Genomic DNA, 25,707 nt, shown 5'->3' on the forward strand with positions numbered 1-25,707 from the left:
GAAGATGCGGCGAATGATAGCGGGGTAGGCAGAAACGACAAACCCCGGATTTCTCCGGGGTTTGTTTAGTACTGCTAGCAAAAGACCAATGTGGGAGCGGGCTGTGGCGAGGGGGCTTGCCCCCGTTGGGCCGCGCAGCGGACCCAAGACCTGCGAGCGCTGCGCACTCGAACGGGGGCAAGCCCCCTCACCACACAAGCCCGCTCCTACAGGGTTATGCGTCAGTTGCTGGAAACTTCGCCAACCGGCAGCTTTTCCTTGCTGCGCCAGTGCGGCAGGGAGTTCCAGTAGCGCTGGCCCTTGGCGTCGTCGTACATGCCTTCCCAACGAGCGATAACCAATACGGCCAAGGCGTTGCCGATAACGTTCAGCGCGGTACGGGCCATGTCCATGATGCGGTCGACGCCGGCGATAAACGCCAGGCCTTCCAGCGGAATACCGACGCTGCCCAGAGTAGCCAGCAGTACCACGAAGGACACGCCCGGTACGCCGGCGATGCCTTTGGAGGTGACCATCAAGGTCAGCACCAGCAGCAATTGCTGACTGATGGACAGGTCGATGCCATACAGCTGGGCGATGAAGATCGCCGCGATGCTCTGGTACAGGGTCGAACCGTCGAGGTTGAACGAGTAGCCGGTCGGCACCACGAAGCTGCAAATGGCTTTCGGCGCACCGTAGGCTTCCATCTTCTCGATCACGCGCGGCAGCACGGTTTCGGAACTGGCCGTGGAGTAGGCCAGGACCAGCTCATCCTTGAAGATGCGCATCAGCTTGATCACCGAGAAGCCGAACAGGCGGGCGATCAGGCCCAACACCACAAAGGCGAAGAAGGCGACGGCGAAGTAAACCAGGACGACCAGTTTGGCCAGCGGCAACAGGGAGGCGAAGCCGAAGTTGGCCACGGTCACCGCGATCAGCGCGAACACGCCGATCGGGGCGTAGTTCATGATCATGTGGGTGACCTTGAACATGCTTTCCGACACGCCCTGGAACATCTTCACCAGCGGATCGCGCAGGTCCGATTGCAGGCTCGACAGACCGAGACCGAACAACACGGAGAAGAAGATGATCGGCAGCATCTCGCCGCGGACCATGGCCGCAAAGATGTTCGACGGGATCAGATTGAGGATGGTCTGGATAAACGCGTGTTCATGCTGAACCTCGGCGGCAGTGGCCTGGTACTTGGAAATATCCACCGTACCCAGGGTGCTCATGTCGATGCCGCTGCCCGGATGGACCACGTTGGCCAGCACCAGACCGACCAGAATGGCGATGGTGGTGACGATCTCGAAATAAATGATGGTCTTCAGACCGATACGCCCGAGTTTTTTCGCGTCCCCTACACCAGCGATGCCGACGATCAGCGAGGAAATCACGATCGGGATCACGATCATCTTGATCAGACGGATAAAGATATCGCCTGCCGGTTGCAGGACGTTGCTGATCCACCAGGCTTTTTCGGCACTAAAGTGGTTGAGCAGTGCACCTATTGCTATCCCCAGAACCAGACCGATGAGGATCTGCCAGGCGAGGCTAAGCTTTGCCTTCTTCATATCTTTACCCTTACTTGCGTTTGACTCAGGCTGATGCATGAACTGCAACGCTCAATGGCGAAGAAGTTTTGCATCGGCCCCCGTATAAGGTCCCTGCGAGCGAGCATTTACAGCTCTCAGGCAGCGAAAAAGGCGCAACTATTCCGATGCCGGGAAGCGCCGTCTAATGCTGTAAACGCCTACCCTATGCCGAATCGGCATGAGATTTTCTAACTGAAACCCGCATCCCAACCAGTTTGCATACGAAATTTCGCGGGCATAAGTGCCGTGAACCGGCCATTTCAGCGCAGGTTGATGTTTTTTTGAGCAGGTGAAAACTTGGGAAAAAGCCTACGTTTGACTGCGAATTTTCTTCTCGTGAAAGTCGGACCTTTCTCGATATACGGTCACAAAGAAACACGCTGCGAAACGGTTTGGCGGGGAATATGCAGCAAGAAGGGATGAGCTGAATGCTCTAGATCAACGTTTTGTTAGGTTGAAGCTCTCCGCAAGTTCGTCGCGCCGCTCTGGCCTCGGCGAACTTGCGTTGCAGCTTTGCCTGACCCGGCCCGTGAGCAGGTACTCCCTGTACCCGTAGGTCACTCCGACCCTGAAGCAGTCAGAACGTCCCGACCCCTTGGTCATGCGTCTACCGTCCTCGGGCAGCGCAGTGGAAAGAAGCGCTGGGCCTCTTTCGTGTTTCGAACTCAATACCAGTCTGAATCTTTCTTCAGTTGTTCCATCAACAACTTCTGCATGCCTTCGTCTGGTTTACCGAGGAAGCGGTAGTCCGCATGTCGCGTGGGCGACTTGTCGGCCGGCAGTCCTGCAGGCACTTCGACCAGCATGGCGTAGGCATCCTTCTTGTCGAAGCTGAACGCCACGATCAAGCGTTTGTTCAGGCACGTCTGCTGCGTTTCGCAGAGCGGCCCGACCAGGTACTTGTCGCCATCCTCTTCGACCGCATTCATTTGTTCGGCATCGCCGGACAGGTTCATCACCCACTCCGGCAGGCGTTCTTCTTTCTTCACCACGCCTTGCCAGGTTTCACGGTACTGCGGGTCTGCATTGAGCAACTCATTGGCTCGTGTCTGGCCATCATTGGCCGCTATCGCCATGGCACTGCCGCCCAGAAGCAGGGCGGCTGCCAGTGTCTTTAACGAAATGCCCATATTCAGCCTCGACCGCGACGGCCAAAGAAGAAGGAAGCAATGAACATCACCAGGAACACGACAAAGAGAATCTTGGCGATACCCGTGGCGGTGCCGGCGATACCACCGAAGCCCAGTACTGCAGCGATGATGGCAATGATCAAGAATGTGATTGCCCAGCTCAACATGGTGATTCTCCTTACGCTTCTGTTTAAAGGTGTTGCTTGTGGTGCCTTTCCCGGCGCATCAGTCACGCCAAGTACAGTTACTTAAAACACCCAACGCTCCTGACCAGGCGTCTCATCCACAGGCTGGGCCTGGTCGACGTCGATCATTCGCATCACGGCTCTGTCAGCCGGGTTGCTGCTGACGGCGCTGAAGTGAGTTTGAGGTGCATGTGGAATCGACAGGTGCGGTATCTCTGGCTGTTGGCTCTGTTCCCAACGCAAGTACTGCTGCCCGCCAATCAAGGTGATTAACAGCGCCAGCAGGGCAAACAAGCCTTGATGCATATGCAATGGCGAGATACGCAATTGGGCGGCACCTTGGCGGTTCATCCTGAAGTTCCCTCCCACGTTGGGTAGTGATCTTTGGCGGCACTGGTTCGTAAAAAATGCCCTGATTACCCAGACTCCTGCAGCGTGCATGCCACCTTTTTGTTGGGGTAAATATGATTAAAAACAACAAGTTAAATTGTTTGTGAAAATCATTTTGAACGCATCCTGCACGATGGCCCTTCCAGGGTCGTGCGTAATGCACGATGAGCTCGTTGAAACTTTCAATGTTTTTGGAATTGAGGGAAGGACGCAGATGTCAGAAAGGGACGCAGGCAATCGCCGAAGAACGGTCTTTAATAAAAATGAAATAAATCAGTTAGTTAACTTAGTGCTGAGTAGATACCTACCCTGTTGTGGCTGGAATCGACCAGAATCAACCATGCAACTTGCCCGATTTTTCCGGGACTAACCAAGATCATCAATCAAAGGAGCGTAGGAACATGGAGTCAGCCACTGAGCATCAAGGCCGAATTCTGCTGGTGGACGACGAGTCCGCCATCCTTCGAACCTTTCGTTATTGCCTCGAAGACGAAGGCTATAGCGTCGCCACCGCGACCAGCGCTGCTCAGGCCGAAGCCTTGTTGCAGCGCCAGGTTTTCGATCTGTGCTTCCTCGATTTGCGCTTGGGCGAAGACAACGGCCTCGATGTTCTGGCCCAGATGCGCATCCAGGCGCCCTGGATGCGGGTGGTCATTGTTACGGCTCACTCGGCCGTGGACACTGCAGTGGATGCGATCCAGGCCGGTGCCTCCGACTATCTGGTCAAACCTTGCAGTCCCGATCAGTTGCGCCTGGCCACCGCCAAACAGCTGGAAGTACGGCAACTTTCGGCACGCCTGGAAGCCCTCGAAGGTGAAGTACGCAAACCCAAGGAGGGGCTGGATTCCCACAGTCCGGCCATGAAAGTGGTGTTCGAAACCGCACTCCAGGTCGCCAGTACTGACGCCAACATCCTGATTCTTGGCGAGTCGGGCACCGGTAAAGGTGAACTGTCACAGGCCATTCACGGCTGGAGCAAACGCCAGAAGAAATCCTGTGTCACCATCAACTGCCCGTCCCTGACTGCTGAATTAATGGACAGCGAGCTCTTCGGTCACAGCCGTGGCGCGTTCACTGGTGCCAGCGAAAGCACTCTGGGGCGTGTCAATCAGGCTGACGGCGGAACGTTATTTCTCGACGAAATCGGCGATTTTCCGCTAGCGTTACAACCAAAGTTGCTGCGTTTCATTCAGGACAAGGAATACGAACGTGTCGGCGACCCGGTGACCCGTCGCGCTGATGTGCGAATCCTCGCGGCTACCAACCTCAACCTTGAAGACATGGTCCGTGATGGTCGTTTTCGTGAAGACTTGCTCTATCGCCTGAACGTCATCACCTTGCACCTGCCGCCGCTTCGCGAGCGCAGGGAAGACATTCTGAACCTGGCTGACCGTTTCCTGGCGCGCTTCGTCAAGGAATACTCGCGTCCGGCCCGGTGTTTCAGCGACGAGGCCCGCGAAGCGCTGCTCAGCTATCGCTGGCCGGGCAACATTCGCGAGCTGCGCAACGTGGTGGAGCGCGCGAGCATTATTTGCCCGCAGGAGCGGGTCGAGCTCAGCCACTTGGGCATGGCCGAGACCCCGACCAACAACACACCACGTATTGGCGCTGCGTTGAGCCTGGATGAGTTGGAGAAAGCCCACATTGGCGCGGTCCTCGCCACGGCCGACACGCTGGATCAAGCGGCCAAGATCCTGGGTATTGATGCCTCGACCCTGTACCGCAAACGCAAGCAGTACAACCTGTGAGCCGTACCCGATGAAACTGGCGATGACGTTGCGTACCCGGCTGTTTCTGAGTATCTCCGCGCTGATTACGGTAGCGCTGCTCGGGCTCTTGCTCGGGCTGGTGAGCGTGATGCAAATGGCAGGGACTCAGGAGGCGCTGATCCGTGACAACTTCGTCAAGCTGGATCTGGGGTTGAAGCTGCGTCAGACCCTGGGTGATCAACTGATCATCGTGCTCGGCGAGACGCCTGATCCTGCGGCGTTCGAGGCATCCAAACAGCATGCCCTCCAATTGCTTGACGAAGGCATTGCTCACGAACCGTCCAGCGAGGGTACCCAGTACGGTTTCAAAAAGGCCAAGGCTGATTATCAGAGTTTGCTGCAGGCCTTTGATTTTTCCCGCGTTCCGGTACAGGTACTCAGTGGCGGCGGCGATCTCACGGAAAAATTCAACGCATTGCGTAACGGTTTGATCTCTGAACAAAAGCGCGCGCTGGACAATATCACTGATATCGAGCGCCAGGCCCGGGAGCGGGCGTTGCTGATTGCTGGCTTGCTTGGGCTGGTCGGAGTGGCTGTGCTGTTCATCGGGTTCGTTACTGCCCACGCGATAGCCCGGCGGTTCGGGGCTCCGATCGAGGCCTTGGTCGAGGCGGCGGACAACATTGGCCAGGGCAATTTCGAAGTGACCCTGCCGATTTCCTCCGCAGTGGAGATGAACCAACTGACCCGGCGTTTCGGGATCATGGCCGAGGCCCTGCGGGAGCATCAGGCTACCAATATCGACGAGCTGCTCGCCGGCCAGCAACGTTTGCAAGCGGTACTCGACAGCATCGACGATGGGTTGCTGATGATTGACCGCCAAGGCCACCTTGAGCACCTCAACCCGGTGGCTCAGCGCCAGTTAGGTTGGGACACCGAGCGTCTCGGCCAAGGGCTGGGCACGGCGCTTGAGCGTCCCGAACTGGATGAACAGCTGCAGCTGGTGCTGCGCGGCGGCACTCTGGAGCGAGCGCCGGACGACCTGAGCATCGAGGTCGATGGGGAGTCGAGATTGCTGACGTATAGCCTGACGCCGGTCAGCCATACCCAGGGTCATATTCTCGGCGCCGTGATGGTGTTGCATGACGTCACCGAACAGCGAGCCTTCGAAAGGGTACGCAGTGAGTTCGTCCTGCGCGCTTCCCATGAGTTGCGCACACCGGTCACCGGGATGCACATGGCATTCGGCCTGTTCCGCGAGCGGACGCATTTTGCTGAAGACTCCCGCGAAGCCGACCTGCTGGACACCGTCAATGAAGAAATGCAGCGCTTGATGCAGTTGATCAACGACCTGCTGAATTTCTCTCGCTATCAGAACGGCCTGCAAAAACTTACGCTGGCGTCGTGCTCCATCGAAGATTTACTGGAGCAGGCCCAGATACGCTTTGCCGGCTCAGCGCGGGAGAGGGGCATTGAGCTGCTGGTGGAAGTGCAGGGGCCGTTGCCGCGGCTGCAAGCCGATCAGGCGCAACTGGAGCGGGTGCTCGACAATCTGATCGACAACGCCTTGCGTCATACCTCCCACGACGGACTGATACGTTTGCAGGCCCGACGCCATGGGGAGCGGATGATTATCAGTGTGGAGGACAACGGCGAAGGCATTGCCTACGGCCAGCAGGGACGGATCTTCGAGCCCTTTGTTCAGGTCGGCCGCAAAAAGGGCGGTGCCGGGCTCGGTCTGGCGCTGTGCAAGGAAATCGTGCAACTGCATGGCGGGCGGATGGGTGTCTATTCGCGGCCGGGGCAGGGTACACAGTTCTACATGGCGCTGGCGATATAAGCCGCAGCCATCTCAGGCTTCGTCATCCAGACGTCGCGTGTTCAGTCGGCGGCCACGGGTAATCAGTTCGATGAATTGCACAGCGCTCAGTGCATGGGCGAACAGCCAGCCCTGCCCGAACTTTACCCCTTCGCTGCTCAGAAACACCGCTTGGGCTTCATGTTCGATACCTTCTGCAATCACCTTGAGTTGCAGGGCCTGAGCCATGCGAATGATGTGCGGTGCCACGCCGCTGCTGGCGGCATCATGGCCCAACGCGTCGATAAACGCCTTGTCGATTTTCAGGCAGTCCACCGGTAGGGTTTGCAGGTAGGCGAGGCTGCAATAGCCGGTGCCAAAGTCGTCGATCAGCACCTGATGCCCGACATCCCGCAGGGCTTGCAGGTTTTCTCTGGCCACCACCACATCCACCAATCCGCGCTCGGTCACCTCAAAGGCAATCTGCCTGGCCGCCACCCGGTGCACACTCAGCAGACGCGCCATCACCTGACCGATACGCGGCACCATGACATCGCAGGCTGCCAGATTGACGGAGATGTACAGCTGCGGATTGGACCGCAACAGTTGCCCGAGCTGTTCCAGCAGGCGCTGCAATACGAAGTCGGTCATCTGACGGATCTGACCGGTATTCTCTGCCATTGGAATGAACAGGTCGGGGCTGGTTAGCGTCCCATCGGGCCTTCGCCAGCGCAGCAGGGCTTCGGCGCCGACGCAATTACGGCTGTCGAGGTCGAAGATCGGTTGATACAACACCTGCAGCTCGCCTCGCCGTATGGCGCCTTGCAGTTCGGCATCCAGCGACTGACGCTGTCGTACCAGCAAAAACACCAGAATACCTACACAGGCACTCAGCGCCAGGCTGGCCGGCAGTAGCCACCACCACACCACCGGCACATGTATCCCGGTGCGCGGTGTGATCAGTACCAGTTGGTATTCAGGGGTGTTGGTGGGCATTCGGTAAATCAGGCGGGTATGAGTGACTTGCAGCGCATCGCGGCTTTTCGGGGGCCAATGTTCCGTCGGGGGCCAGGGCTGCGCGACACCGAGTACCGGAATCGCCCGGGTGCCGTGGTCGAGCACTACCAGCAGGCTGCTTCCCGGAGACAGATCGACCATGTCGGTCAAATGCCCGCGGGACGTCGCGACCCGAAAATTGCCACGCCCAAGCATCAGCGCGGCGCGGTTCTCATCGGGTTCGGTGGTGGTGTTCAGCCAATAGCTGTAGGTGGGGCCCTTGATGTCCGGCGACCGGATCAGCGACAGCCCTTCCTGGCGGGGGCGGTTGGAGCAGATTCGCGAAGCATCCATGTAAGCGGCTTCGTAAACGAAGCGGTAATTGAAACTGACCTGTTGCAAGGTAGCGATCATTTCGTCATCGCAGCCACGCAGCGGCTGGGCTTCCAGGTCATCGAGGCTTTCGCGCAACTGCCCGAACAGCTGCTCCAGGCGGACCAGAAAGCGTTCTCCCTGGGCGTTCATTTCCTGGCTTTCGTTGTGCTCGACTTGATTCATCGCCACGAACAAACTGCCGACCGTTAGAAGCGTTGCGCTCAAGGCAGTAGCCAGCATCGCCAAAAACCAAGGGCGATAGAACCAGCTATGCAGTCTCTCTCGAGCAGCAGGCATCATGGAATATCCGAAGAATTACCAATGAGTTATAGCTGCTGATTTGGAAAAAGCGCTGACCGTCGGGCGGGCGTCATTATTTTGTCTGGTTCAACACCTGAAGAATCGCCGCGGTTTGCGCATCTGGCGTACCGTCGAAACGGGACGGGCGAAAATGCATCTGAAAGGCCGCCAGCACATTACGTGTCTCTACATCCAGTTCGCCGGTCTGCGGCGTGGCGTAGCCCAGGCGGGCAAGTTGCCCTTGAAACCAATCGATGCTCGGCAGTTGCATGGCGAACTGCGTTTGCTGTTGCGCCACGGCCTGTTCGTTCGGCCAGATCCCCAGGCCTTCGGCAGCCAGGCGCTTCCAGGGGAACAGTGGGCCGGGGTCAAGTTTGCGCATCGGTGCGATGTCACTATGGCCAATGATATGGCGGGGGCTGATGCCTTGGCGCTTGCTGATGTCCTTGAGCAGGAAGATCAACGACTGAACCTGGGCTTCGCTGTAGGGATACCAGAGGCGCCCGTTCGGGGTGTCCTGGAAGCCTGGATTGACGATTTCGATGCCAATGGAACTGGAGTTCAGCCAGGTCCGGCCTTGCCATTCGCTTTCGCCAGCGTGCCAGGCCCGGAGATTTTCATCCATGAGCTTATAAATGGTGGCGCGCTTGTCGTCGCCGATCAGGTAATGGCTGCTGACCTCGCCATGGGTCAGCAGTTGCAGCGAGTTCTCGAGGGATGCGGAGGTGTAATGCATCACCACGAACTGAATGCGACTGTCGTGATTGGCTGAAGGGTGGCTGGTGTCAATCCGGGGGCCGCTGGCGCAACCGGCTAACAGAAGCAGCGAAGCAATGAGAGCAAGACATTTCATGGCAGGAGGCAATACACGCGAGACAATAATGCAACAGTGTAACGTACTGCCTTGCGGCGCCGACGGCAAAAGCGCTCCTTTAAACAAAATGGAACAATTGACCGTCAGCCCAGTTCTACCCGATTTCGTCCGGTATTTTTCGCACGATATAGCGCCTGATCGGCTCTTTTAAGCACAAAATCGCTATGTTCGCCCGGCCTGAAGGCGGTCAGTCCCATGGAAATGGTGATGGTGACTCGCTCACCCTTGAAGTGAAACGGGCAGGCTTCGATCGATGCGCGCAAGGTTTCCAGCAATTTCGCGCCGACCATCGGCGCCGTGGCAGGCATCAACAGCACAAACTCCTCACCGCCGAACCTGGCAATGAAATCTGTCCCGCGCAGACGCTTGCGCAGCACGCTGGCGATGATTTTCAGCACCTTATCGCCCGCCAGATGGCCGTAGTTATCGTTGATGCGTTTGAAGTGGTCGAGGTCGAGCATTGCCAGCAACAGGGTATTGCCGTGTTGTTGCCATTGGCTTATTTCGTGCTCCAGGCGTTCGCTCCAGGCTGCTCGATTCGGCAGGCCGGTCAACGGATCGATCAAGGCCTTCTGGCGCTGCTCTTCAAGATGCTCGCGGTAGCCCAGGGCTTCCTGCTCCATGTGGGCAACTCTTTCGGCCAGGCTTTGCAGGCGGGCCGCTACTTCCTGCTCGCGCTCATCGCGCTGCTTCTGATGTTGGTCCATGGTGCCGAGCAGGCCTTCGAGATGGTTTTCCAGCACGAGCTTGAGATCATCAAGGTCCGCCGCTTCCTGCATGCTGCTCTGCAAGCCGTCGACTTGTTCGCGAATCTGCGTGTCCATCTCCCGCGCGGCAGAGCGGTTGTCGGCGTGGCCGTCGCTGGCGGCTTGCAGGTTGCTCTGGAATGACTCGAGGCGTTCGTTGAGCCGCTGCAGATACGCTTCGAATTCGTGCTGGCCGCTGTCGGTAATCGCCAGCATCAACGTTGCCAGGTCGTCGAGGATGGGGATCAATTCGTACCAGTTCAAGCCGTTTTGAAGACGATCTCGCATTGCCTCGGCTTGCGGACGATAGCGCTCGGGCAGCGTCAGGTCATCGAGAAGGCCCAGCAGCGTGTCTTCGATATGCTTGGCGACAGAGCTGTAGGACGGTTCGGGTGAGTCTGGCAGGGCATACAGAATATCGTGCTCGGACGGCTCCTGATCGATCTCCACCGGGGTCAGTTCATCGGGATTGATTGCCGGCGAAGCCTGAGTGGCCGGCATGGCGATCGATGGAGACGGCTCTTGTGGCTGTTCGATGTTCGATCGGATTTGTGGCCCTGAGGTCTGGCCGATCATAGCTTCTGGCTTAAGGACAGGCGGGACAAATGCCGTGATTTCAGGCGCAGGTGCCATTGCTGGTGGCGCCTGAATTTCCAGTAGCTCAGGGGGCGTAGCGGCAGGCAGGGCGGCCTCTATTGGCAGCACCACTTGCGGTTTATCGGCAGTTGGCGCGAGATTGCCTGTCGCTTGTGGGGGCTCGGCCAGCGATGCTGCAACCGGCTCGACAGGTTGCCGGGCAGGCATTTGCAATTCGGGGACGGCGATCTGTGGTGCGGTCTCCTCCGTTTCCCTGCCGAACAGGCGCTGCAGCAACCCCGGACGGCCAGGTTCTACAGGGTTCTCCAACAGGCTCAAGGCTTTGCCTTGCAGGCCACTCAGTTCGCTGAGCAATAAGGGTATTTCTCGAGCCTGACCTACGCGTCCGTCCAGCTGCTTGGCGAAACTCTTCAGTGGCCGGCTCACTTCCCGGGGCAGCGGCAACGCTTGCAACTGAGAGACCAGCGCCGTCAGGGCGGCGCTGACTTGATCTACTCGGGTTTCCCGGCGTTGCTCGGAGTCGAGCACGGCTTTTTCCAGGCGCGGGAGCAAGGCAGCCAGCCCTGCGTCCATGTCGTCGGTGCGTACGACTTCGCGCATTTCCTTCATGCATTGGTCAACGACGCGATCGGTACCTTCTGCGGCCAGGGTGCTGCGCACCAGCCCGCGACGCAGCAGGTCGAGTCGGGCGTCCCATCGACGTTCAAGTTTTTCCTGTTGTTCGATGCTTTTGAGGTATTTCTCTTTCCAGCGCTGTGCTTCGTCGCTCATTCAGGCAGGACTCAACGCGGGCAATGCATCGGCCGTGAGCGAACCCGGCAGACGAATTTCTACCGCGACCGGCAGGTGATCGGAAATGGGGTGTGCCAGCACTTCGACCTTTTCAAGGGTCAGGGTGGGGCTCAGCAGAATATGGTCCAGGCAGCGTTGTGGGCGCCAGCTGGGAAAGGTCGCTTCCAGTTGCGGCGCGAGCAGGCCTAAATCACGCAACGGGGAGTTTTGCAGCAAGTCACTGGCATGGGTGTTCATGTCGCCCATCAGCACCTGGTGTTTATAACCGCCGATCAACTCGCGAATGTAGGCCAGTTGCAGGCTACGGGCCCGAGCACCCAGCGCCAGGTGCATCATCACCACCACGAGCGCCTCCGGACCTTCGCCGAAGCGCACCAGAATGGCCCCGCGACCCTTGGGGCCCGGCAGCGGGTGATCTTCAATCGCCCACGGGCGCAGGCGGCTGAGCACGCCATTGCTGTGTTGGCCGAGATGACCGAGATTGCGATTGAGTTGTTGATACCAGTAGGGGAAGGCGCCGAGCTGCGCCAGGTGTTCGACCTGATTGACGTAGCCTGATCGCAGGCTGCCGCCGTCGGCTTCCTGCAAGGCAACCAGATCGAAGTCACCGAGCAGGTTGCCGATTTTTTGCAGGTTGTCGGCACGCCCGGTGTGTGGCAACAGATGCTGCCAGCCGCGGGTCAGATAGTGCCGATAACGTTCGGTACTGATGCCGACCTGGATATTGAAACTGAGCAAACGCAGACGGCTGTCCACGGGCAACCCCGTCGATTCCAGGTGATGCTCGTTGACCCGCGGATCATGCAGGCCAACGATGCGTTCAGTTCCCCTGCGGCGCATGGCAGGTGCCGCGCTTAGTTGGCGACGGCCTTGGTTGCCGCTCGCTCTTTGGCGACCAGTTGGTCAGCCAGTTTCAGCGCTTGTTCGGCACCGCCGGCAGAGCCGATGTCAAAGCGATACTTGCCGTTGACGACCATGGTAGGCACGCCGGAGATTTCATATTTCTTTGCAAGTTCTTTGGCTTTGTTGATCTGGCCCTTGATGGCGAAGGAGTCGAAGGTGGCCAGGAACTTGTCCTTGTCTACACCTTGGGTCGCCAGGAAGTCGGCCATGTCTTCTTTGTCGGTCAGTTTTTTGTGTTCTTTCTGGATCGCTTCGAAAACTGCCGCGTGAACCTTGTTCTCGACACCCATGGCTTCGAGGGTCAGGAACATCTGGCCGTGTGCGTCCCAAGGGCCGCCAAACATGGCCGGAATGCGCACGAAGTTCACGTCGGAAGGCAGTTTTTCAACCCATGGGTTAACAACGGGTTCGAAGGCATAGCAGTGCGGGCAGCCGTACCAGAACAGCTCCACGACTTCGATCTTGCCAGGCACGGCCACCGGGACCGGATTGCTCAGCTCGACATAGGGCGCTTCAGGTTTTTCGGCGGCTTGGGCAGTCATGCCGAACAGGCTGGCAGCGACGAGTGCGGCGCTGATGATCAGATTACGCATGCTTTACTCCTGGACAATTGGGTCGCCTCGCGCGACCTGTTTTCAGACAGATTCCGGCGGGCTTGAGTTCTGTAGTGTAACGGCAGCGGCCACAAAAAAGGGCAGCCAAAGCCACCCTTTTTATGTTTGCATCGACGGATTAATCGAGTGTTAACGTTGCAAGAGATGTACACCGCTCGCAACGCTCGATCGCAGGCCTTAGTGCAAGCCTTGAATATAGCTGGAGACTGCGGCGATATCTTCGTCGCTCAGCTTTTTAGCAATGCTCTGCATCGGTTTGGTATCGCCGTCGTTGGTCCGGCCACCTTCTTCTTTTCTGAAGTCGGTCAGTTGCTTGCCGACGTACTGAGCATGCTGGCCGCCCAGGTGCGGGAAGCCGGCAGCGGCGTTGCCGGTGCCGTTAGGCGAGTGGCAGCCGGTACAGGCCGGCAGACCCTTGGCCAGGTCGCCGCCACGGAACAATGCTTCACCGCGAGTCACGACTTTCGGGTCGGCGGCGCCAACGCTGCCTTTCTGGCTGGCGAAGTAGGCGGAGATATCAGCCAGGTCCTGATCGCTCAGGTTGGTCAGCAGGCCGGTCATTTCCAGTACCTGGCGTTTGCCGGACTTGATGTCGTGCAGCTGCTTGTTCAGATAACGCTCGCCCTGACCTGCCAGTTTCGGAAAGTTAGGCGCCATGCTATTGCCATCCGGGCCATGACAGGCGCCACATACTGCGGCTTTCGCCTGACCAGCAGTCGCATCACCTGCAGCATGGGCAATGCCGGAGATCCCCACGGTCAACAGCAGACTCACGATCAATTTGTTCATCAGCTAATCCAACTACGGCTAAGGGTTAAAGAGTTATGGACCGGGTTTACTCGCTCATCCACTGGATGATGGCTCGGTAATCCTCGGCACTGCAGTCCATGCACAAACCACGCGGCGGCATCGCCTTGAAACCCTGGGTCACGTGTTGCACCAGCGTCTCCATACCTTTCGCCAACCTCGGCGTCCAAGCTTCCTGATCGCCCTTGCGGGGCGCCATGGGTAGTTGGCCAGAATGACAGGCACCACAAACACGGTTGTACACAGCTTCCGGATCCTGTGTAGCCTGAGCGCTGTAAAGCGGCATCAAGACACCGGCAGCTAGCAGCCATTTCGTCATAAAACGACCTTTTCAGGGTTGAGAGCGTGCTGCGTTCTAGTGCGCAATCAAGGTAAATCGCTCTCGTGAACTTCATCCTACGCTGGGACAAAGCGCACACAAAATCTGCGGCATTATATACTGGCGTCACTGAAACGGAAACGACACTGCTTGCCGCGTCCATTCCCGGCGCCGCCCACATCGGAAATCCCATGCAACTCAAGAATCCCATCCTCGGCCTGTGCCAACAGTCCACCTTCATGCTCAGCGCCGCCAAAGTCGACCAATGTCCTGATGATGAAGGCTTTGAAGTGGCCTTCGCCGGGCGTTCCAACGCCGGCAAGTCCAGCGCTTTGAATACACTGACGCACGCCAGCCTGGCGCGGACCTCGAAAACACCGGGTCGCACGCAGCTGTTGAACTTCTTCAAGCTAGACGATGAACGCCGTCTGGTCGACCTGCCGGGTTACGGTTACGCGAAAGTGCCGATCCCGTTGAAGATGCACTGGCAGCGTCACCTGGAAGCCTATCTGGGCGGTCGCGAGAGTTTGAAAGGTTTGATTCTGATGATGGACATCCGTCATCCAATGACCGACTTTGACCTGCTGATGCTCGATTGGGCCGTCGCCAGCGGCATGCCGATGCACATTCTGCTGACCAAGGCAGACAAGCTGACCTATGGCGCGGCAAAAAACACGCTGCTCAAGGTTCAGTCGGAAATTCGCAAGGGATGGGGCGATACGATCACTATCCAGCTGTTTTCGGCGCCAAAGCGCATGGGCCTGGAAGACGCCTACACTGTACTGGCGGGCTGGATGGAATTGGCGGACAAGGGCAGCGAGACTGCCGAGTAAAGCTTTACAGGTAAAAAACCAGGCAAAAAAAACCCCGGACTTCATATGGGGAGGGAGAAGTTCCGGGGTTCAAGTTCCGGACCGCTAGGGCGGGGTCCAGATATCTGCCAACACTTAACACAACATAGGAGCATCGAAGGGCTTCACCAGCCATTCAGTATCTCTGAGTGGCGGTTCACGGATTTAGTTCAGACTATTTTCAAAAACTAATGGAAATAATCGTCGTCATTTTCCGCTCTATAGCCCTTCGTCATTTTTGTGCTGCGCCACTGTGCCGCAGCACAACGGCTCAGTGAGCCTCATCCCAGTTGTTGCCTGCGCCTACTTCGACCAGAAGCGGCACATCCAGCTGTGCGGCGTTGCTCATATGCACGCGAATATCCTCACGCACCTGGTCGACCAGATCCTCACGCACCTCTAGCACCAATTCATCATGCACTTGCAGGATGACTTTGGCGTCCAGGCCTGACGATGTCAGCCAGTTGTCCACCGCCACCATGGCTTTCTTGATGATGTCCGCCGCGGTGCCTTGCATCGGGGCGTTGATCGCCGTGCGCTCGGCAGCTTTGCGCAGGGCCTGGTTCTTCGCATTGATTTCCGGCAAGTACAGGCGACGACCGAAGATGGTTTCGACGAAACCTTGCTCGGCGGCTTGGGCGCGGGTGCGCTCCATGTATTCCAGCACGCCGGGATAACGGGCGAAGTAGCGGTCGATGTAGGCCTGGGACTGTTTGCGGTCAACGCCGATCTGCTTGGCCAGGCCAAACGCGCTCATGCCATAGATCAGGCCGAAGTTGATGGCTTTCGCGCTACGACGCTGATCGTTAGTGACGGCGTCCAGCTCGACACCAAACACCTCTGCGGCCGTGGCGCGGTGTACATCGAGGTTGTTGCGGAAGGCGTGCAGCAAGCCTTCGTCCTTGGCCAGATGCGCCATGATCCGCAGTTCGATTTGCGAGTAGTCCGCGGCCAGCAGCTTGTAGCCTTTCGGAGCGACGAACGCCTGACGAATCCGACGACCTTCGGCAGTGCGAATCGGAATGTTCTGCAGGTTCGGGTCGATCGACGACAAGCGCCCGGTGGCGGCGACGGCTTGCTGGTAAGACGTATGAATGCGCCCGGTGCGAGCGTTGATCTGCTCTGGCAAACGGTCGGTGTAGGTGCTTTTGAGCTTGCTCAGCGAGCGGTATTGCATCAGCACCTTGGGCAGCGGGTAGTCCTGTTCGGCCAGCTCGGCCAACACTGCTTCGGCTGTCGAGGCCTGACCCTTGGCGGTTTTGCTGAGTACGGGCAAGCCGAGCTTTTCGTAGAGGATCACGCCCAGTTGCTTCGGCGAGCCGAGGTTGAACTCTTCACCGGCAATGGCAAAGGCTTCACGCTCAAGGGTGACCAGTTTCTCGCCCAGCTCGACGCTCTGGATGCCCAGCAGGTTGGCGTCCACGAGTGCGCCCTGGCGCTCGATACGGGCCAGAACCGGCATCAGTGGCATTTCAATCTCGTTGAGCACTTTGCCCAGGCTTGGTGTCGCTGCCAGTTTTTCCTGCAAGGCCAGATGCAGTTTGAAGGTGACGTCGGCGTCTTCAGCGGCATAGGGGCCCGCCAGCTCCAGAGAGATCTGGTCGAAGCTCAGCTGTTTGACGCCTTTGCCCGCGATCCCTTGAATGTCGCTCTTGCTTTGGCCCAGGTACTTGAGCGCCAGGCTGTCCATGTCGTGGCGGGTGGCCGTCGAGTCCAGGACGTAAGACTCGAGCATGGTGTCGTAGGCAATACCCTGAACAATAATCCCGTTGCTCTGATCGCCACCGATGGCGCAGTTGGCGAGGATATTGGTTTCAAACTTGGCGTGTTGGCCGACTTTCAGTTTATTCGGGTTTTCCAGCAGTGGCTTCAGCGCCAGCAGCACGGTATCGCGATCCAATTGCTCTGGCACGCCCATGTAGGAATGGGTCAGCGGAATGTAGGCCGCTTCGTTGGCCGCGACGGAAAACGACAGACCTACCAGTTGCGAATGTTGGGCATCGCTGCCGTTGGTTTCGGTGACGAAGGCGATCAGCGGCGCCTTGTCGAGCTTGTCCAGCCAGGCCTCGAAGCGCTTCTGGTCGAGGATGGTTTCGTACTTCGCTTCGGCGGCGCCCGGCTGCTCCTGGACGACCTCAACAATGTCCTGGCCCGAGCGCTTGGCGTCGCGCTGGTTCTCTTCGAACCAGCTCTTGAATTCCAGCAGGGAATATAGCTCGCCGAGCTTTTCGTGATCCGGTGGGCCCATTTGCAGATCGTCGAGACCGATGTCCAGCGGTACGTCAATCTTGATGGTCGCCAAGCGATAAGAAAGAAAAGCCATTTCCTTATGTTCTTCGAGCTTGGCCGGCAGGGTCTTGGCGCCGCGAATCGGCAAGGTCGGGACGATGTCGAGCTGCGCATAGAGTTCGGTCAGACCGCCGTTCACGCCGACCAGCAGGCCGGAAGCGGTCTTCGGGCCGATACCCGGAACGCCCGGGATGTTGTCGGACGAATCGCCCATCAGCGCCAGGTAATCGATGATCTGCTCGGGAGCGACGCCAAATTTCTCTTTCACGCCTTCCACGTCCAGCGCGCTACCGGTCATCGTATTGACCAAGGTAATGTGCCCGTCGACCAGTTGCGCCATGTCTTTGTCGCCGGTGGAGATCACCACCGGGCGGTCGGCGGCCGCGCTGCTGCGGGCCAGGGTGCCGATCACATCGTCCGCTTCGACGTTGTCCACGCACAGCAATGGAAAGCCCAAGGCCTTGACGCTGGCGTGCAACGGCTCGATCTGAACCCGCATGTCGTCGGGCATGCTTGGGCGATTGGCCTTGTATTCGGCGAACATCGCGTCGCGGAACGTCCCGCCCTTGGCGTCGAACACCACGGCGAACGGGCTGTCCGGGTACTGCTTGCGCAGACTCTTGAGCATGTTCAATACGCCTTTGACCGCACCGGTCGGCAGGCCTTTGGACGTGGTCAGCGGTGGCAGCGCGTGAAAGGCGCGATATAGATAAGAAGAACCGTCCACCAGGACGAGGGGGGCTTGGCTCATGAGCAGGATCAACCTTTTCGGCGGGTCCGGCGCTAGAATAGCGGGACCGTTGACGACAAAGGGACAAGGTTATCATGCGCACACTAAATCGCTTGTTGCTGGCTGGCTTGTTTGCAATCACTCCATTGGCTGTCATGGCGGCGGACGACGCGCCCTCGGCAGACCCGGATGTAACAATCCGCACGGAAGGTGACAAAACCATTCAGGAATATCGGCAAAATGGTTTTTTGTATGCCATCAAGGTTACCCCAAAGGTCGGCAAGCCGTATTTCCTGGTGCGCGCTGATGGCTCGGACGGTAACTTCATTCGCTCGGATCAGCCGGATATGTTGATTCCGTCGTGGAAAATATTCGAGTGGTAAGCCGCTCCTAACTTAAATCGGCGCTGGCAGTCGCGGCGCCCGTACTGGCAGTTTTAACCATGTCTGTGTTCACCCCCCTGGCTCGGCCCGAGCTGGAAACCTTTCTCGCCCCTTACGGGCTTGGCCGCCTGCTTGATTTCCAGGGGATCGCCGCCGGTAGCGAAAATACCAATTTCTTTATCAGCCTGGAGCAGGGCGAGTTTGTCCTGACCCTGGTCGAGCGCGGTCCGGTGCAAGAGATGCCGTTCTTCATCGACCTGCTCGACGTGCTGCACGACGCCGACCTGCCGGTGCCTTATGCCCTGCGCACTACCGATGGCGTCGCCTTGCGCGAACTGGCCGGCAAGCCTGCGCTGCTGCAGCCACGTCTGGCGGGCAAGCACATCAAGGACGCCAATGCGCAGCATTGCGCTCAGGTTGGCGAGCTGCTGGCTCATCTGCACCTGGCGACCCAGGCCAACATGATCAAACGCAAAACCGATCGTGGCCTGGACTGGATGCTGGAAGAGGGCTCGCAATTGCTTTCGCACCTGAATGCCGAGCAAAGCGATTTGTTGCAACGGGCTCTGGACGAAATCACGCAGCAGAAGACGAAAATTCTGGCGCTGCCGCGGGCCAACATCCACGCGGACCTGTTCCGCGATAACGCGATGTTCGAAGGCACGCACCTGACCGGGTTGATCGACTTCTACAACGCCTGTTCGGGGCCGATGCTCTATGACGTGGCGATTGCCTTGAACGACTGGTGTTCGGATGAGCAAGGGCAGATTGATGGCGCTCGGGCGCGGGCATTGCTGGGTGCTTATGCCGCGCTGCGCCCGTTCACCGCTGCCGAAGCCGAGCTGTGGCCGACCATGTTGCGCGTCGCATGTGTGCGTTTCTGGTTGTCGCGGTTGATCGCCGCGGAGTCTTTCGCCGGGCAGGACGTGTTGATTCACGACCCGATGGAATTTCAGTTGCGGCTGACGCAACGGCAGAAGGTCAGCACGCCGTTGCCGTTTGCCCTTTAAATTGTGGCGAGGGGGCTTGCCCCCGTTGGAGCGCGAAGCGCTCCCCTGCAATTCATTGAGCGGGCCCATTTGGGGCTGCTTCGCAGCCCGACGGAGGCAAACCCCTCGCCACAGGTTCTATGGGGCGCTTACAACGACTCCAGACACCCCGCCAAATCATTCCCCAGCTTTTCCAGCACCTGCTCATACCCCTGAGCGGTCGCTGGCGTGTACCCGCCCAGTGCATCCAGCTCCGCCAGTTTCACCGGCAGCCCGGCCACCAGGGTTTCGGCCAGGCGCGGGCGCAGCGGCGGTTCGCTGAACACGCAGGTCTTGCCGACTTCCTGCAACCGCGTACGCATCGCCGCGACGTGCTGGGCACCAGGTTGCACTTCGGCGGCGACACTGAACACGCCGGCGTGCTTGAGACCGTAGGCGTCTTCGAAGTAGTCGAAGGCTTCATGGAACACGAAGTAAGGCTTGCCCGCGATGCCTGCCAGGCGAGCCTTCAGGCGCAGGTCCAAAGCATCCAGACGCTCATCGAACGCTTTGAGATTGCTCTGGTAGCGCGCCGCGTTGGCCGGATCGGCAGCACTCAGGTCGCCGGCCATTTTGCTGGCGATTACTCGGGCGTTGATCGGTGACAACCACAAATGCGCATCCAGGCTGCCGGGGCGGTGATCGTGGTCATGCTCGTCGGCTTCTTCGGCGTGGGAATGGTTATCTTCGGCGAAATGTCGCAGTTTCAGACCAGGCAAATCCTGCACCGCGACGCTGGGCAGCGTACGACCTTTCAGTACACGAGGCAGGAAACCTTCCATGTCCGGGCCGATCCAGTACACCAGATCCACCGATTGCACTTTCCGTACGTCGGAAGGGCGCAAGGCGTAGTTATGGGGCGAAGCACCGGGCGGCAGCAGGACTTCCGGAACGGCTACGCCGTCCTGCACCGCCGCGGCGATCAGCTGCAAGGGCTTGATGCTGGTGAGGACTTTGACTTCGGCTTGAGCTGAGCCGATCAGCAGAAAACTGGCGACAAATGCGACAAAGATGGAAAAAAGTCGGGACACGATGACCACTCAAAGAGGCGAGAACGGGTAACATAATAACGTCTCTCACAACACTCGTCGCCGCTCATGCCTAAAACACCGATTGCCAGCCGTCCCCACGACCACTCTCATTGCGTCCATAGCGCATTGTCTGAGGCCGATGCCTTGTGCGCACGTCAGGGGCTGCGCCTGACCGCGTTGCGCCGGCGGGTGCTGGAGTTGGTATGGCAAAGCCACAAACCGTTGGGTGCCTACGACATTCTGGCGGTGCTCAGCGAGCAGGACGGCCGTCGCGCCGCGCCACCGACCGTGTACCGCGCGCTGGATTTCCTCTTGGAAAACGGCCTGGTGCACCGCATCTCCTCGCTGAACGCCTTCGTCGGCTGCAATCACCCGGAACACGCCCACCAAGGCCAGTTTCTGATCTGTCGCAAATGCCATGCTGCCATTGAACTCGAACAGAAATCCATCAGCGACGCGATCATCGGCAGCGCCAAGGATGTCGGATTTGTCGTCGAGGGGCAGACCGTTGAAGTGGTCGGTCTCTGTTCGGGTTGCCAGGGGGCTTGATGAGCAACGCGCTGATTCGCCTCGAACAGGTGGCCGTCACTTTTGCCGGGCAAAACGTGCTGGACAATATCGAGCTGAGCGTCGAGCCGGGGCAGATCGTCACCCTGATCGGCCCCAATGGCGCCGGCAAAACCACGTTGGTGCGTGCGGTGCTTGGCCTGTTGAAACCGGACAGCGGCAGTGTCTGGCGCAAGCCGAAACTGCGGGTCGGTTACATGCCGCAAAAACTCCATGTCGACCCAACCCTGCCGCTTTCGGTACTGCGCTTCTTGCGTCTGGTCCCTGGCGTGGACCGCGCTCGGGCCTTGGCCGCCCTCAAGGAAGTCGGCGCCGAACAGGTCATCGACAGCCCGGTGCAAAGTGTTTCCGGTGGTGAAATGCAACGGGTGCTGCTGGCTCGGGCATTATTACGCGAGCCGGAACTGCTGGTGCTTGATGAGCCGGTGCAAGGCGTCGACGTGGCCGGTCAAGCCGAGCTTTACAGCCTGATTACACGCTTGCGCGACCGTCATGGTTGCGGCGTGTTGATGGTCTCTCACGATTTGCATCTGGTGATGAGCACCACTGACCAGGTGGTGTGCCTGAATCGCCACGTCTGCTGCTCCGGGCATCCCGAGCAGGTCAGCGGCGATCCAGCGTTCGTCGAGTTGTTCGGAAAGAACGCACAAAGCCTGGCGATTTATCACCACCATCACGACCACGCCCACGACCTGCATGGCTCGGTGGTCAGCGCGACCCCGTCGGCCCCTACCCACGTTCATGGAGATAGCTGCAAGCATGGCTGATTTTCTGCTCTTCGCCCTGCTTGCAGGTTTGGCCCTGGCGCTGGTCGCGGGCCCGCTGGGTTCGTTCGTGGTCTGGCGGCGCATGGCTTATTTTGGCGACACCCTGTCTCACGCTGCATTGCTCGGCGTGGCCTTGGGTTTTCTGCTGGATGTCAGCCCGACCGTGGCTGTTACCGTAGGCTGCCTGCTGCTGGCGGTATTGCTGGTGACGTTGCAACAACGGCAGCCACTGGCGTCTGACACGCTGTTGGGAATTCTCGCACCGAGTACGCTCTCTCTGGGCCTGGTGGTACTAAGCTTCATGCATGAAGTGCGGATCGATCTGATGGCCTATCTGTTCGGCGACCTGCTGGCGATCAGCCCGACCGATCTGGCCTGGATCCTCGGCGGTAGCGCGGCGGTGCTGGCATTGCTTGTCACGCTGTGGCGACCCTTGCTCGCGATCACGGTGCACGAAGAGCTGGCCAGGGTGGAAGGTTTGCCGGTGGCAGCGCTGCGCCTGGCACTGATGTTGCTGATTGCTGTGGTGATCGCGGTGGCGATGAAAATCGTCGGCGTATTGCTGATTACTTCGTTACTGATTATTCCGGCGGCTGCGGCACAGCGTCACGCCCGCTCGCCGGAGCAGATGGCACTGGGCGCGAGCCTGCTGGGCATGCTCGCGGTGTGTGGCGGGCTGGCGTTGTCCTGGTTCAAGGACACCCCGGCCGGCCCGTCGATTGTGGTGACGGCCGCCGCGCTGTTTCTGCTGAGTTTTGTTCTGCCCCGTCGAGGGGTGTAGACTTGCTCGTTTTTTGCGCAAATAGAGAGTCGCAGGAATGAAGCCGTTCGCCTCCCGTTATCTGCTCCTTGTCGCATTTTCGCTGCTACTGGGCGCTTGCCAAAGCACGCCACCGGCGGCCACCAAGGCCCCCGATGCTCGGGCCACGGCTATCGCACAACTGGAACAAAGCCTGGCCAGCAGCGAACTGGCTACCGCCGAGGGACAATTGGCAGCCTTGCAGGCCGAGTCGCCCAACGATCAATCCCTTGAGCAATACCAGCGGCAATTGGCCGAAGCTTATTTGCTGCGTAGCCAGATCGTGTTGCAAAAAGGGGATGTTAATGCCGCAGCCACGGCGCTGAGCCGTGCTCGGGTGTTGATGCCCAAGGCCCCGGCGCTGACTGGTGGGGTCAACAACGCTATTGTAAATGCCCGCAAAGCTGAGCTGGATAAAGCCGAAGCTGCGCTCATGGCTGCCGAAGCCAAGCCGCAGGCGAAAGTGATTGATCCTAGTGCCGAAAGCACCACGATTGCGCTTAACCTCACCGATATGAGCAAGCTTCGTCGTCAACTGGATGCCATCGCCGCCGATGTGGTGAATTATCAGTGCGACGTGAGCATTCAGGCTCCCCGTACCCAGGATTACCCATGGTTGGCCACGCTGCTGGCCAAACGGGTGAAGAAGCTGGATTCGGGGTTTGACCTGAAGCTGGAGAAGCAGATTCTGCGCAACATTCCGGCGCAGGTGGTTTTGAGTCCGCGCAAGCCTTAAAAGCTTCGCGGGCAAGCCTCGCTCCTACACCTGTAGGAGCGAGGCTTGCCCGCGAAGGCGCCCTTCCTGACGAAAAAAATCTTAAGCCGGAATCGCCTTGGCCTTTGGCTCCCTATCCCACACCCGATGCTGACCGATCGCGGCAAAAAACGCCTTGAACAGCTTGGCATCCGTACCCACGATTAGCCCCTCATCAGCCTCCAGCTTCAACACATCCAGCAACTGCTTCGCTTCGCCATGCAACGCGATTGCCTTCAAATGCTTGTACGCCTCCAGCACGTAATGCAGCGCTACACCATCGGTACTCAGCGCCTTGATCGACGTGGCGCCACCCGGCACGAACACTGCGTCGAACGCTACAGAAGGCAGGCCTTCCATCGATGCATCCACCGGCAGCGCTTTGCCATCGGCGGTTGTCACGGGGGCCGAGGTTGGGCCGAGCAGTTTGGCGTGCGCGCCTTCGGCCATCAGTGCCTTCTTCATCGCATTAATCGCCGCGCCATCGACACCATTGGCCGCCAGAATGGCCACTTTTCGGGTTTTGATGTCTCCCGACAGCAGGTTGGCCTGGCTCAGGGCGGGGGAGTGGTCCAGTGAAGTTTTACGCACCTCGACCGTTCCGGCCTTCGGTACCGGCAAGCCCAGGTTCTGCGCTACGCGTTTGGCCAGTTCCAGATCGATATTGGCCAGTATCTCATTCACCTGCCGCACACGAATAAATTCGCGTTCGACCTTGCCCAACTCAAAGCTGTAAGCGGCAATGATGTGTTCCTGCTCGTGCTTGCTCATGCTGTGGAAGAACAGCCGCGCTTGAGAGAAGTGGTCGCTGAACGACTCGCTGCGCTGACGGATTTTCGCAGCGTCGATGCGCTCCGGATAAGTCTCGAAGCCGCCGTCCTGCGCTGCCGGTGGCGTTTCCTTCGGCCAGCCGCTGTCAATGGAGTTCGGCTCGTAGGAAGCGCGACCCTTGTCGATGGTGGTGCGGTGCTGCGCATCTCGTTGACCGTTATGGAACGGTGCCACCGGGCGGTTGATCGGGATCTCGTGAAAGTTCGGCCCACCCAGTCGGCTGATCTGCGTATCGGTGTAGGAAAACAACCGACCTTGCAGCAACGGGTCATTGGAGAAATCGATCCCCGTCACGATATGCCCGGGGCAGAAGGCGACCTGCTCGGTTTCGGCGAAGAAGTTGTCCGGGTTGCGGTTGAGTACCATCTTGCCTAGCGGAGTGATCGGCACCACTTCTTCAGGGATCAGTTTGGTCGGATCGAGAAGGTCAAAATCGAAGGCATGTTCGTTTTCCTCCTCGATAACCTGTACGCCCAATTCCCATTCCGGGTAATCCCCCCTCTCGATGGACTCCCAGAGATCACGACGGTGGAAGTCGGTGTCTTTACCAGCGAGCTTCTGGGCCTCATCCCATACCAGCGAACAGGTGCCGGCGGCGGGGCGCCAGTGGAATTTGACGAAGCGCGCTTTGCCTTCGGCATTGATCATGCGAAACGTGTGCACACCGAAGCCCTGCATGGTGCGCAGGCTTTTGGGGATCGCCCGGTCAGACATGGTCCAGATCACCATGTGCGCGGATTCCGGCACCAGAGAGACAAAGTCCCAGAATGTATCGTGGGCCGAACCACCGGTAGGAATTTCGTTGTGGGGCTCGGGTTTTACAGCATGTACGAAGTCAGGAAACTTGATCGCATCCTGAATGAAGAACACCGGCATGTTGTTGCCCACCAGGTCGAAGTTGCCTTCGTCGGTGAAAAACTTCACCGCGAAACCTCGTACGTCCCGCACGGTATCGCCGGACCCGCGCGGGCCTTGCACTGTGGAAAAGCGCACAAACACCGGAGTCTTTTGATGTGGATCTTGTAGGAACCCGGCCTTGGTCAGTACGGCATGGGTTTCGTAGGCCTGGAAGTAACCATGGGCGCCGGTGCCGCGGGCATGGACGATGCGCTCGGGAATGCGTTCATGGTCAAAATGCGTGATCTTTTCACGCATGATGAAGTCTTCCAGCAACGACGGCCCGCGGGCGCCGGCCTTTAAGGTGTTCTGATTGTCCGCGATCTTCACACCCTGGTTGGTGCGCAGGGCTTGTTCGGTGGCATCGGAGCGAAATTTTTCCAGACTGTCGAGCTTGGGATTGGTGTTGCTGCGGTCCAGGGTATCGGTCCCGGCCAGTGCGCTTTTGGTGGCGGCCGGCTTTTTAGTTCTCATCAGACGTAACTCCTCGTTGCGATTCCCGCCGTAGCCAGGACTCTTGAGCAATACCCCAGACACGGCACCGGGGCGTTTTCGAGTTGCCTAATTAGTGACTGATGAGGTTTTTAGCCGTTCCTTTTTTATGACCTTTGATCGCGTTATTGCCAAATGGAAGGTTGAATGCGGAATAAATGCTAATAACCTCTATACGG

The 25,707-nt window shown here is 58.7% G+C and carries 23 protein-coding genes; 9 read left to right on the forward strand and 14 right to left on the reverse strand.

What is annotated here, in order from left to right; genetic code table 11:
- Window positions 1-221 precede the first annotated feature (221 nt).
- From gltP to ACA044_RS00230, 4 genes are all read right to left on the reverse strand, one after another.
- On the reverse strand, window positions 222-1,553 hold the full coding sequence (gltP, locus tag ACA044_RS00215) for a glutamate/aspartate:proton symporter GltP (RefSeq protein WP_497444645.1): 1,332 nt from the start codon (window positions 1,551-1,553) through the stop codon (window positions 222-224).
- Between the two features lie 686 nt (window positions 1,554-2,239).
- The gene (locus ACA044_RS00220; RefSeq protein WP_497444646.1) at window positions 2,240-2,704 is read right to left on the reverse strand and encodes an inhibitor of vertebrate lysozyme family protein; all 465 of its coding nucleotides are present in this window, start codon (window positions 2,702-2,704) and stop codon (window positions 2,240-2,242) included.
- Window positions 2,705-2,706: 2 nt separating this feature from the next.
- Complete coding sequence (locus ACA044_RS00225) at window positions 2,707-2,871, reverse strand: DUF1328 domain-containing protein (protein WP_003177151.1); 165 nt, start codon at window positions 2,869-2,871, stop codon at window positions 2,707-2,709.
- 81 nt (window positions 2,872-2,952) lie between these two features.
- Window positions 2,953-3,240 carry a hypothetical protein gene (locus ACA044_RS00230; protein ID WP_497444647.1) on the reverse strand — a complete coding sequence of 96 codons (288 nt, stop codon included), beginning with the start codon at window positions 3,238-3,240 and terminating at the stop codon, window positions 2,953-2,955.
- A 440-nt stretch (window positions 3,241-3,680) separates the two neighbouring features.
- On the opposite strand from ACA044_RS00230, the gene algB reads away from it, so the two are divergent.
- Both algB and ACA044_RS00240 read left to right on the forward strand, forming a co-directional pair.
- Window positions 3,681-5,027 (forward strand): sigma-54-dependent response regulator transcription factor AlgB, encoded by a 1,347-nt coding sequence (algB, locus tag ACA044_RS00235; RefSeq protein ID WP_497444648.1) that lies wholly within the window; start codon window positions 3,681-3,683, stop codon window positions 5,025-5,027.
- 10 nt (window positions 5,028-5,037) lie between these two features.
- Window positions 5,038-6,828 (forward strand): ATP-binding protein, encoded by a 1,791-nt coding sequence (locus ACA044_RS00240; protein ID WP_497444649.1) that lies wholly within the window; start codon window positions 5,038-5,040, stop codon window positions 6,826-6,828.
- A gap of 12 nt (window positions 6,829-6,840) precedes the next feature.
- On the opposite strand, the gene ACA044_RS00245 is transcribed toward ACA044_RS00240, so the two are convergent.
- From ACA044_RS00245 to ACA044_RS00275, 7 genes are all read right to left on the reverse strand, one after another.
- Entirely contained in the window at window positions 6,841-8,457 is a 1,617-nt protein-coding gene (locus ACA044_RS00245; protein ID WP_497444650.1) for an EAL domain-containing protein, read from the reverse strand.
- Between the two features lie 73 nt (window positions 8,458-8,530).
- Complete coding sequence (locus ACA044_RS00250) at window positions 8,531-9,310, reverse strand: N-acetylmuramoyl-L-alanine amidase (protein WP_497444651.1); 780 nt, start codon at window positions 9,308-9,310, stop codon at window positions 8,531-8,533.
- Between the two features lie 104 nt (window positions 9,311-9,414).
- Window positions 9,415-11,445, reverse strand: coding sequence for a GGDEF domain-containing protein (locus ACA044_RS00255; protein ID WP_497444652.1), 2,031 nt, complete (start codon window positions 11,443-11,445; stop codon window positions 9,415-9,417).
- Window positions 11,446-12,306, reverse strand: coding sequence for an endonuclease/exonuclease/phosphatase family protein (locus ACA044_RS00260; RefSeq protein ID WP_497444653.1), 861 nt, complete (start codon window positions 12,304-12,306; stop codon window positions 11,446-11,448).
- A gap of 14 nt (window positions 12,307-12,320) precedes the next feature.
- Complete coding sequence (locus ACA044_RS00265; protein WP_497444654.1) at window positions 12,321-12,962, reverse strand: thiol:disulfide interchange protein DsbA/DsbL; 642 nt, start codon at window positions 12,960-12,962, stop codon at window positions 12,321-12,323.
- 198 nt (window positions 12,963-13,160) lie between these two features.
- Entirely contained in the window at window positions 13,161-13,772 is a 612-nt protein-coding gene (locus ACA044_RS00270; protein WP_497444655.1) for a c-type cytochrome, read from the reverse strand.
- A gap of 46 nt (window positions 13,773-13,818) precedes the next feature.
- Entirely contained in the window at window positions 13,819-14,109 is a 291-nt protein-coding gene (locus tag ACA044_RS00275; RefSeq protein WP_003196231.1) for a c-type cytochrome, read from the reverse strand.
- Window positions 14,110-14,300: 191 nt separating this feature from the next.
- On the opposite strand from ACA044_RS00275, the gene yihA reads away from it, so the two are divergent.
- Window positions 14,301-14,942 (forward strand): ribosome biogenesis GTP-binding protein YihA/YsxC, encoded by a 642-nt coding sequence (gene yihA / locus ACA044_RS00280; RefSeq protein WP_223489586.1) that lies wholly within the window; start codon window positions 14,301-14,303, stop codon window positions 14,940-14,942.
- A gap of 289 nt (window positions 14,943-15,231) precedes the next feature.
- Here the strand turns inward: yihA and polA are convergent, their stop codons facing one another.
- A complete protein-coding gene (polA, locus tag ACA044_RS00285) occupies window positions 15,232-18,000 on the reverse strand; it encodes a DNA polymerase I (RefSeq protein WP_497444656.1) in 2,769 nt (922 codons plus the stop codon).
- A 74-nt stretch (window positions 18,001-18,074) separates the two neighbouring features.
- On the opposite strand from polA, the gene ACA044_RS00290 reads away from it, so the two are divergent.
- Both ACA044_RS00290 and ACA044_RS00295 read left to right on the forward strand, forming a co-directional pair.
- Window positions 18,075-18,362 carry a DUF2782 domain-containing protein gene (locus ACA044_RS00290; protein WP_008076254.1) on the forward strand — a complete coding sequence of 96 codons (288 nt, stop codon included), beginning with the start codon at window positions 18,075-18,077 and terminating at the stop codon, window positions 18,360-18,362.
- 59 nt (window positions 18,363-18,421) lie between these two features.
- Complete coding sequence (locus tag ACA044_RS00295) at window positions 18,422-19,372, forward strand: homoserine kinase (RefSeq protein ID WP_497444657.1); 951 nt, start codon at window positions 18,422-18,424, stop codon at window positions 19,370-19,372.
- Window positions 19,373-19,500: 128 nt separating this feature from the next.
- Here ACA044_RS00295 and ACA044_RS00300 read toward each other — a convergent pair whose 3' ends face one another.
- The gene (locus ACA044_RS00300; RefSeq protein WP_497444658.1) at window positions 19,501-20,421 is read right to left on the reverse strand and encodes a zinc ABC transporter substrate-binding protein; all 921 of its coding nucleotides are present in this window, start codon (window positions 20,419-20,421) and stop codon (window positions 19,501-19,503) included.
- Window positions 20,422-20,487: 66 nt separating this feature from the next.
- Here ACA044_RS00300 and zur point away from each other — a divergent pair, with 66 nt between their 5' ends.
- Genes zur through ACA044_RS00320 form a run of 4 tightly spaced genes read left to right on the forward strand, consistent with a single transcriptional unit; the run spans window position 20,488 to window position 23,290 of the window.
- Window positions 20,488-20,970 carry a zinc uptake transcriptional repressor Zur gene (gene zur / locus ACA044_RS00305; protein ID WP_497444659.1) on the forward strand — a complete coding sequence of 161 codons (483 nt, stop codon included), beginning with the start codon at window positions 20,488-20,490 and terminating at the stop codon, window positions 20,968-20,970.
- A complete protein-coding gene (gene znuC / locus ACA044_RS00310) occupies window positions 20,970-21,755 on the forward strand; it encodes a zinc ABC transporter ATP-binding protein ZnuC (protein ID WP_497444660.1) in 786 nt (261 codons plus the stop codon). The genes zur and znuC overlap by 1 nt, the downstream gene beginning before the upstream one ends.
- Window positions 21,748-22,536 (forward strand): zinc ABC transporter permease subunit ZnuB, encoded by a 789-nt coding sequence (znuB, locus tag ACA044_RS00315; RefSeq protein ID WP_497444661.1) that lies wholly within the window; start codon window positions 21,748-21,750, stop codon window positions 22,534-22,536. Before znuC ends, znuB begins: the two co-directional genes overlap by 8 nt.
- A gap of 37 nt (window positions 22,537-22,573) precedes the next feature.
- Window positions 22,574-23,290 (forward strand): PA5502 family lipoprotein, encoded by a 717-nt coding sequence (locus ACA044_RS00320; protein ID WP_497444662.1) that lies wholly within the window; start codon window positions 22,574-22,576, stop codon window positions 23,288-23,290.
- Between the two features lie 81 nt (window positions 23,291-23,371).
- On the opposite strand, the gene katE is transcribed toward ACA044_RS00320, so the two are convergent.
- Complete coding sequence (gene katE, locus ACA044_RS00325; protein WP_497447337.1) at window positions 23,372-25,513, reverse strand: catalase HPII; 2,142 nt, start codon at window positions 25,511-25,513, stop codon at window positions 23,372-23,374.
- Between the last annotated feature and the right edge of the window lie 194 nt (window positions 25,514-25,707).

Source organism: Pseudomonas sp. LBUM1673, assembly GCF_059695645.1.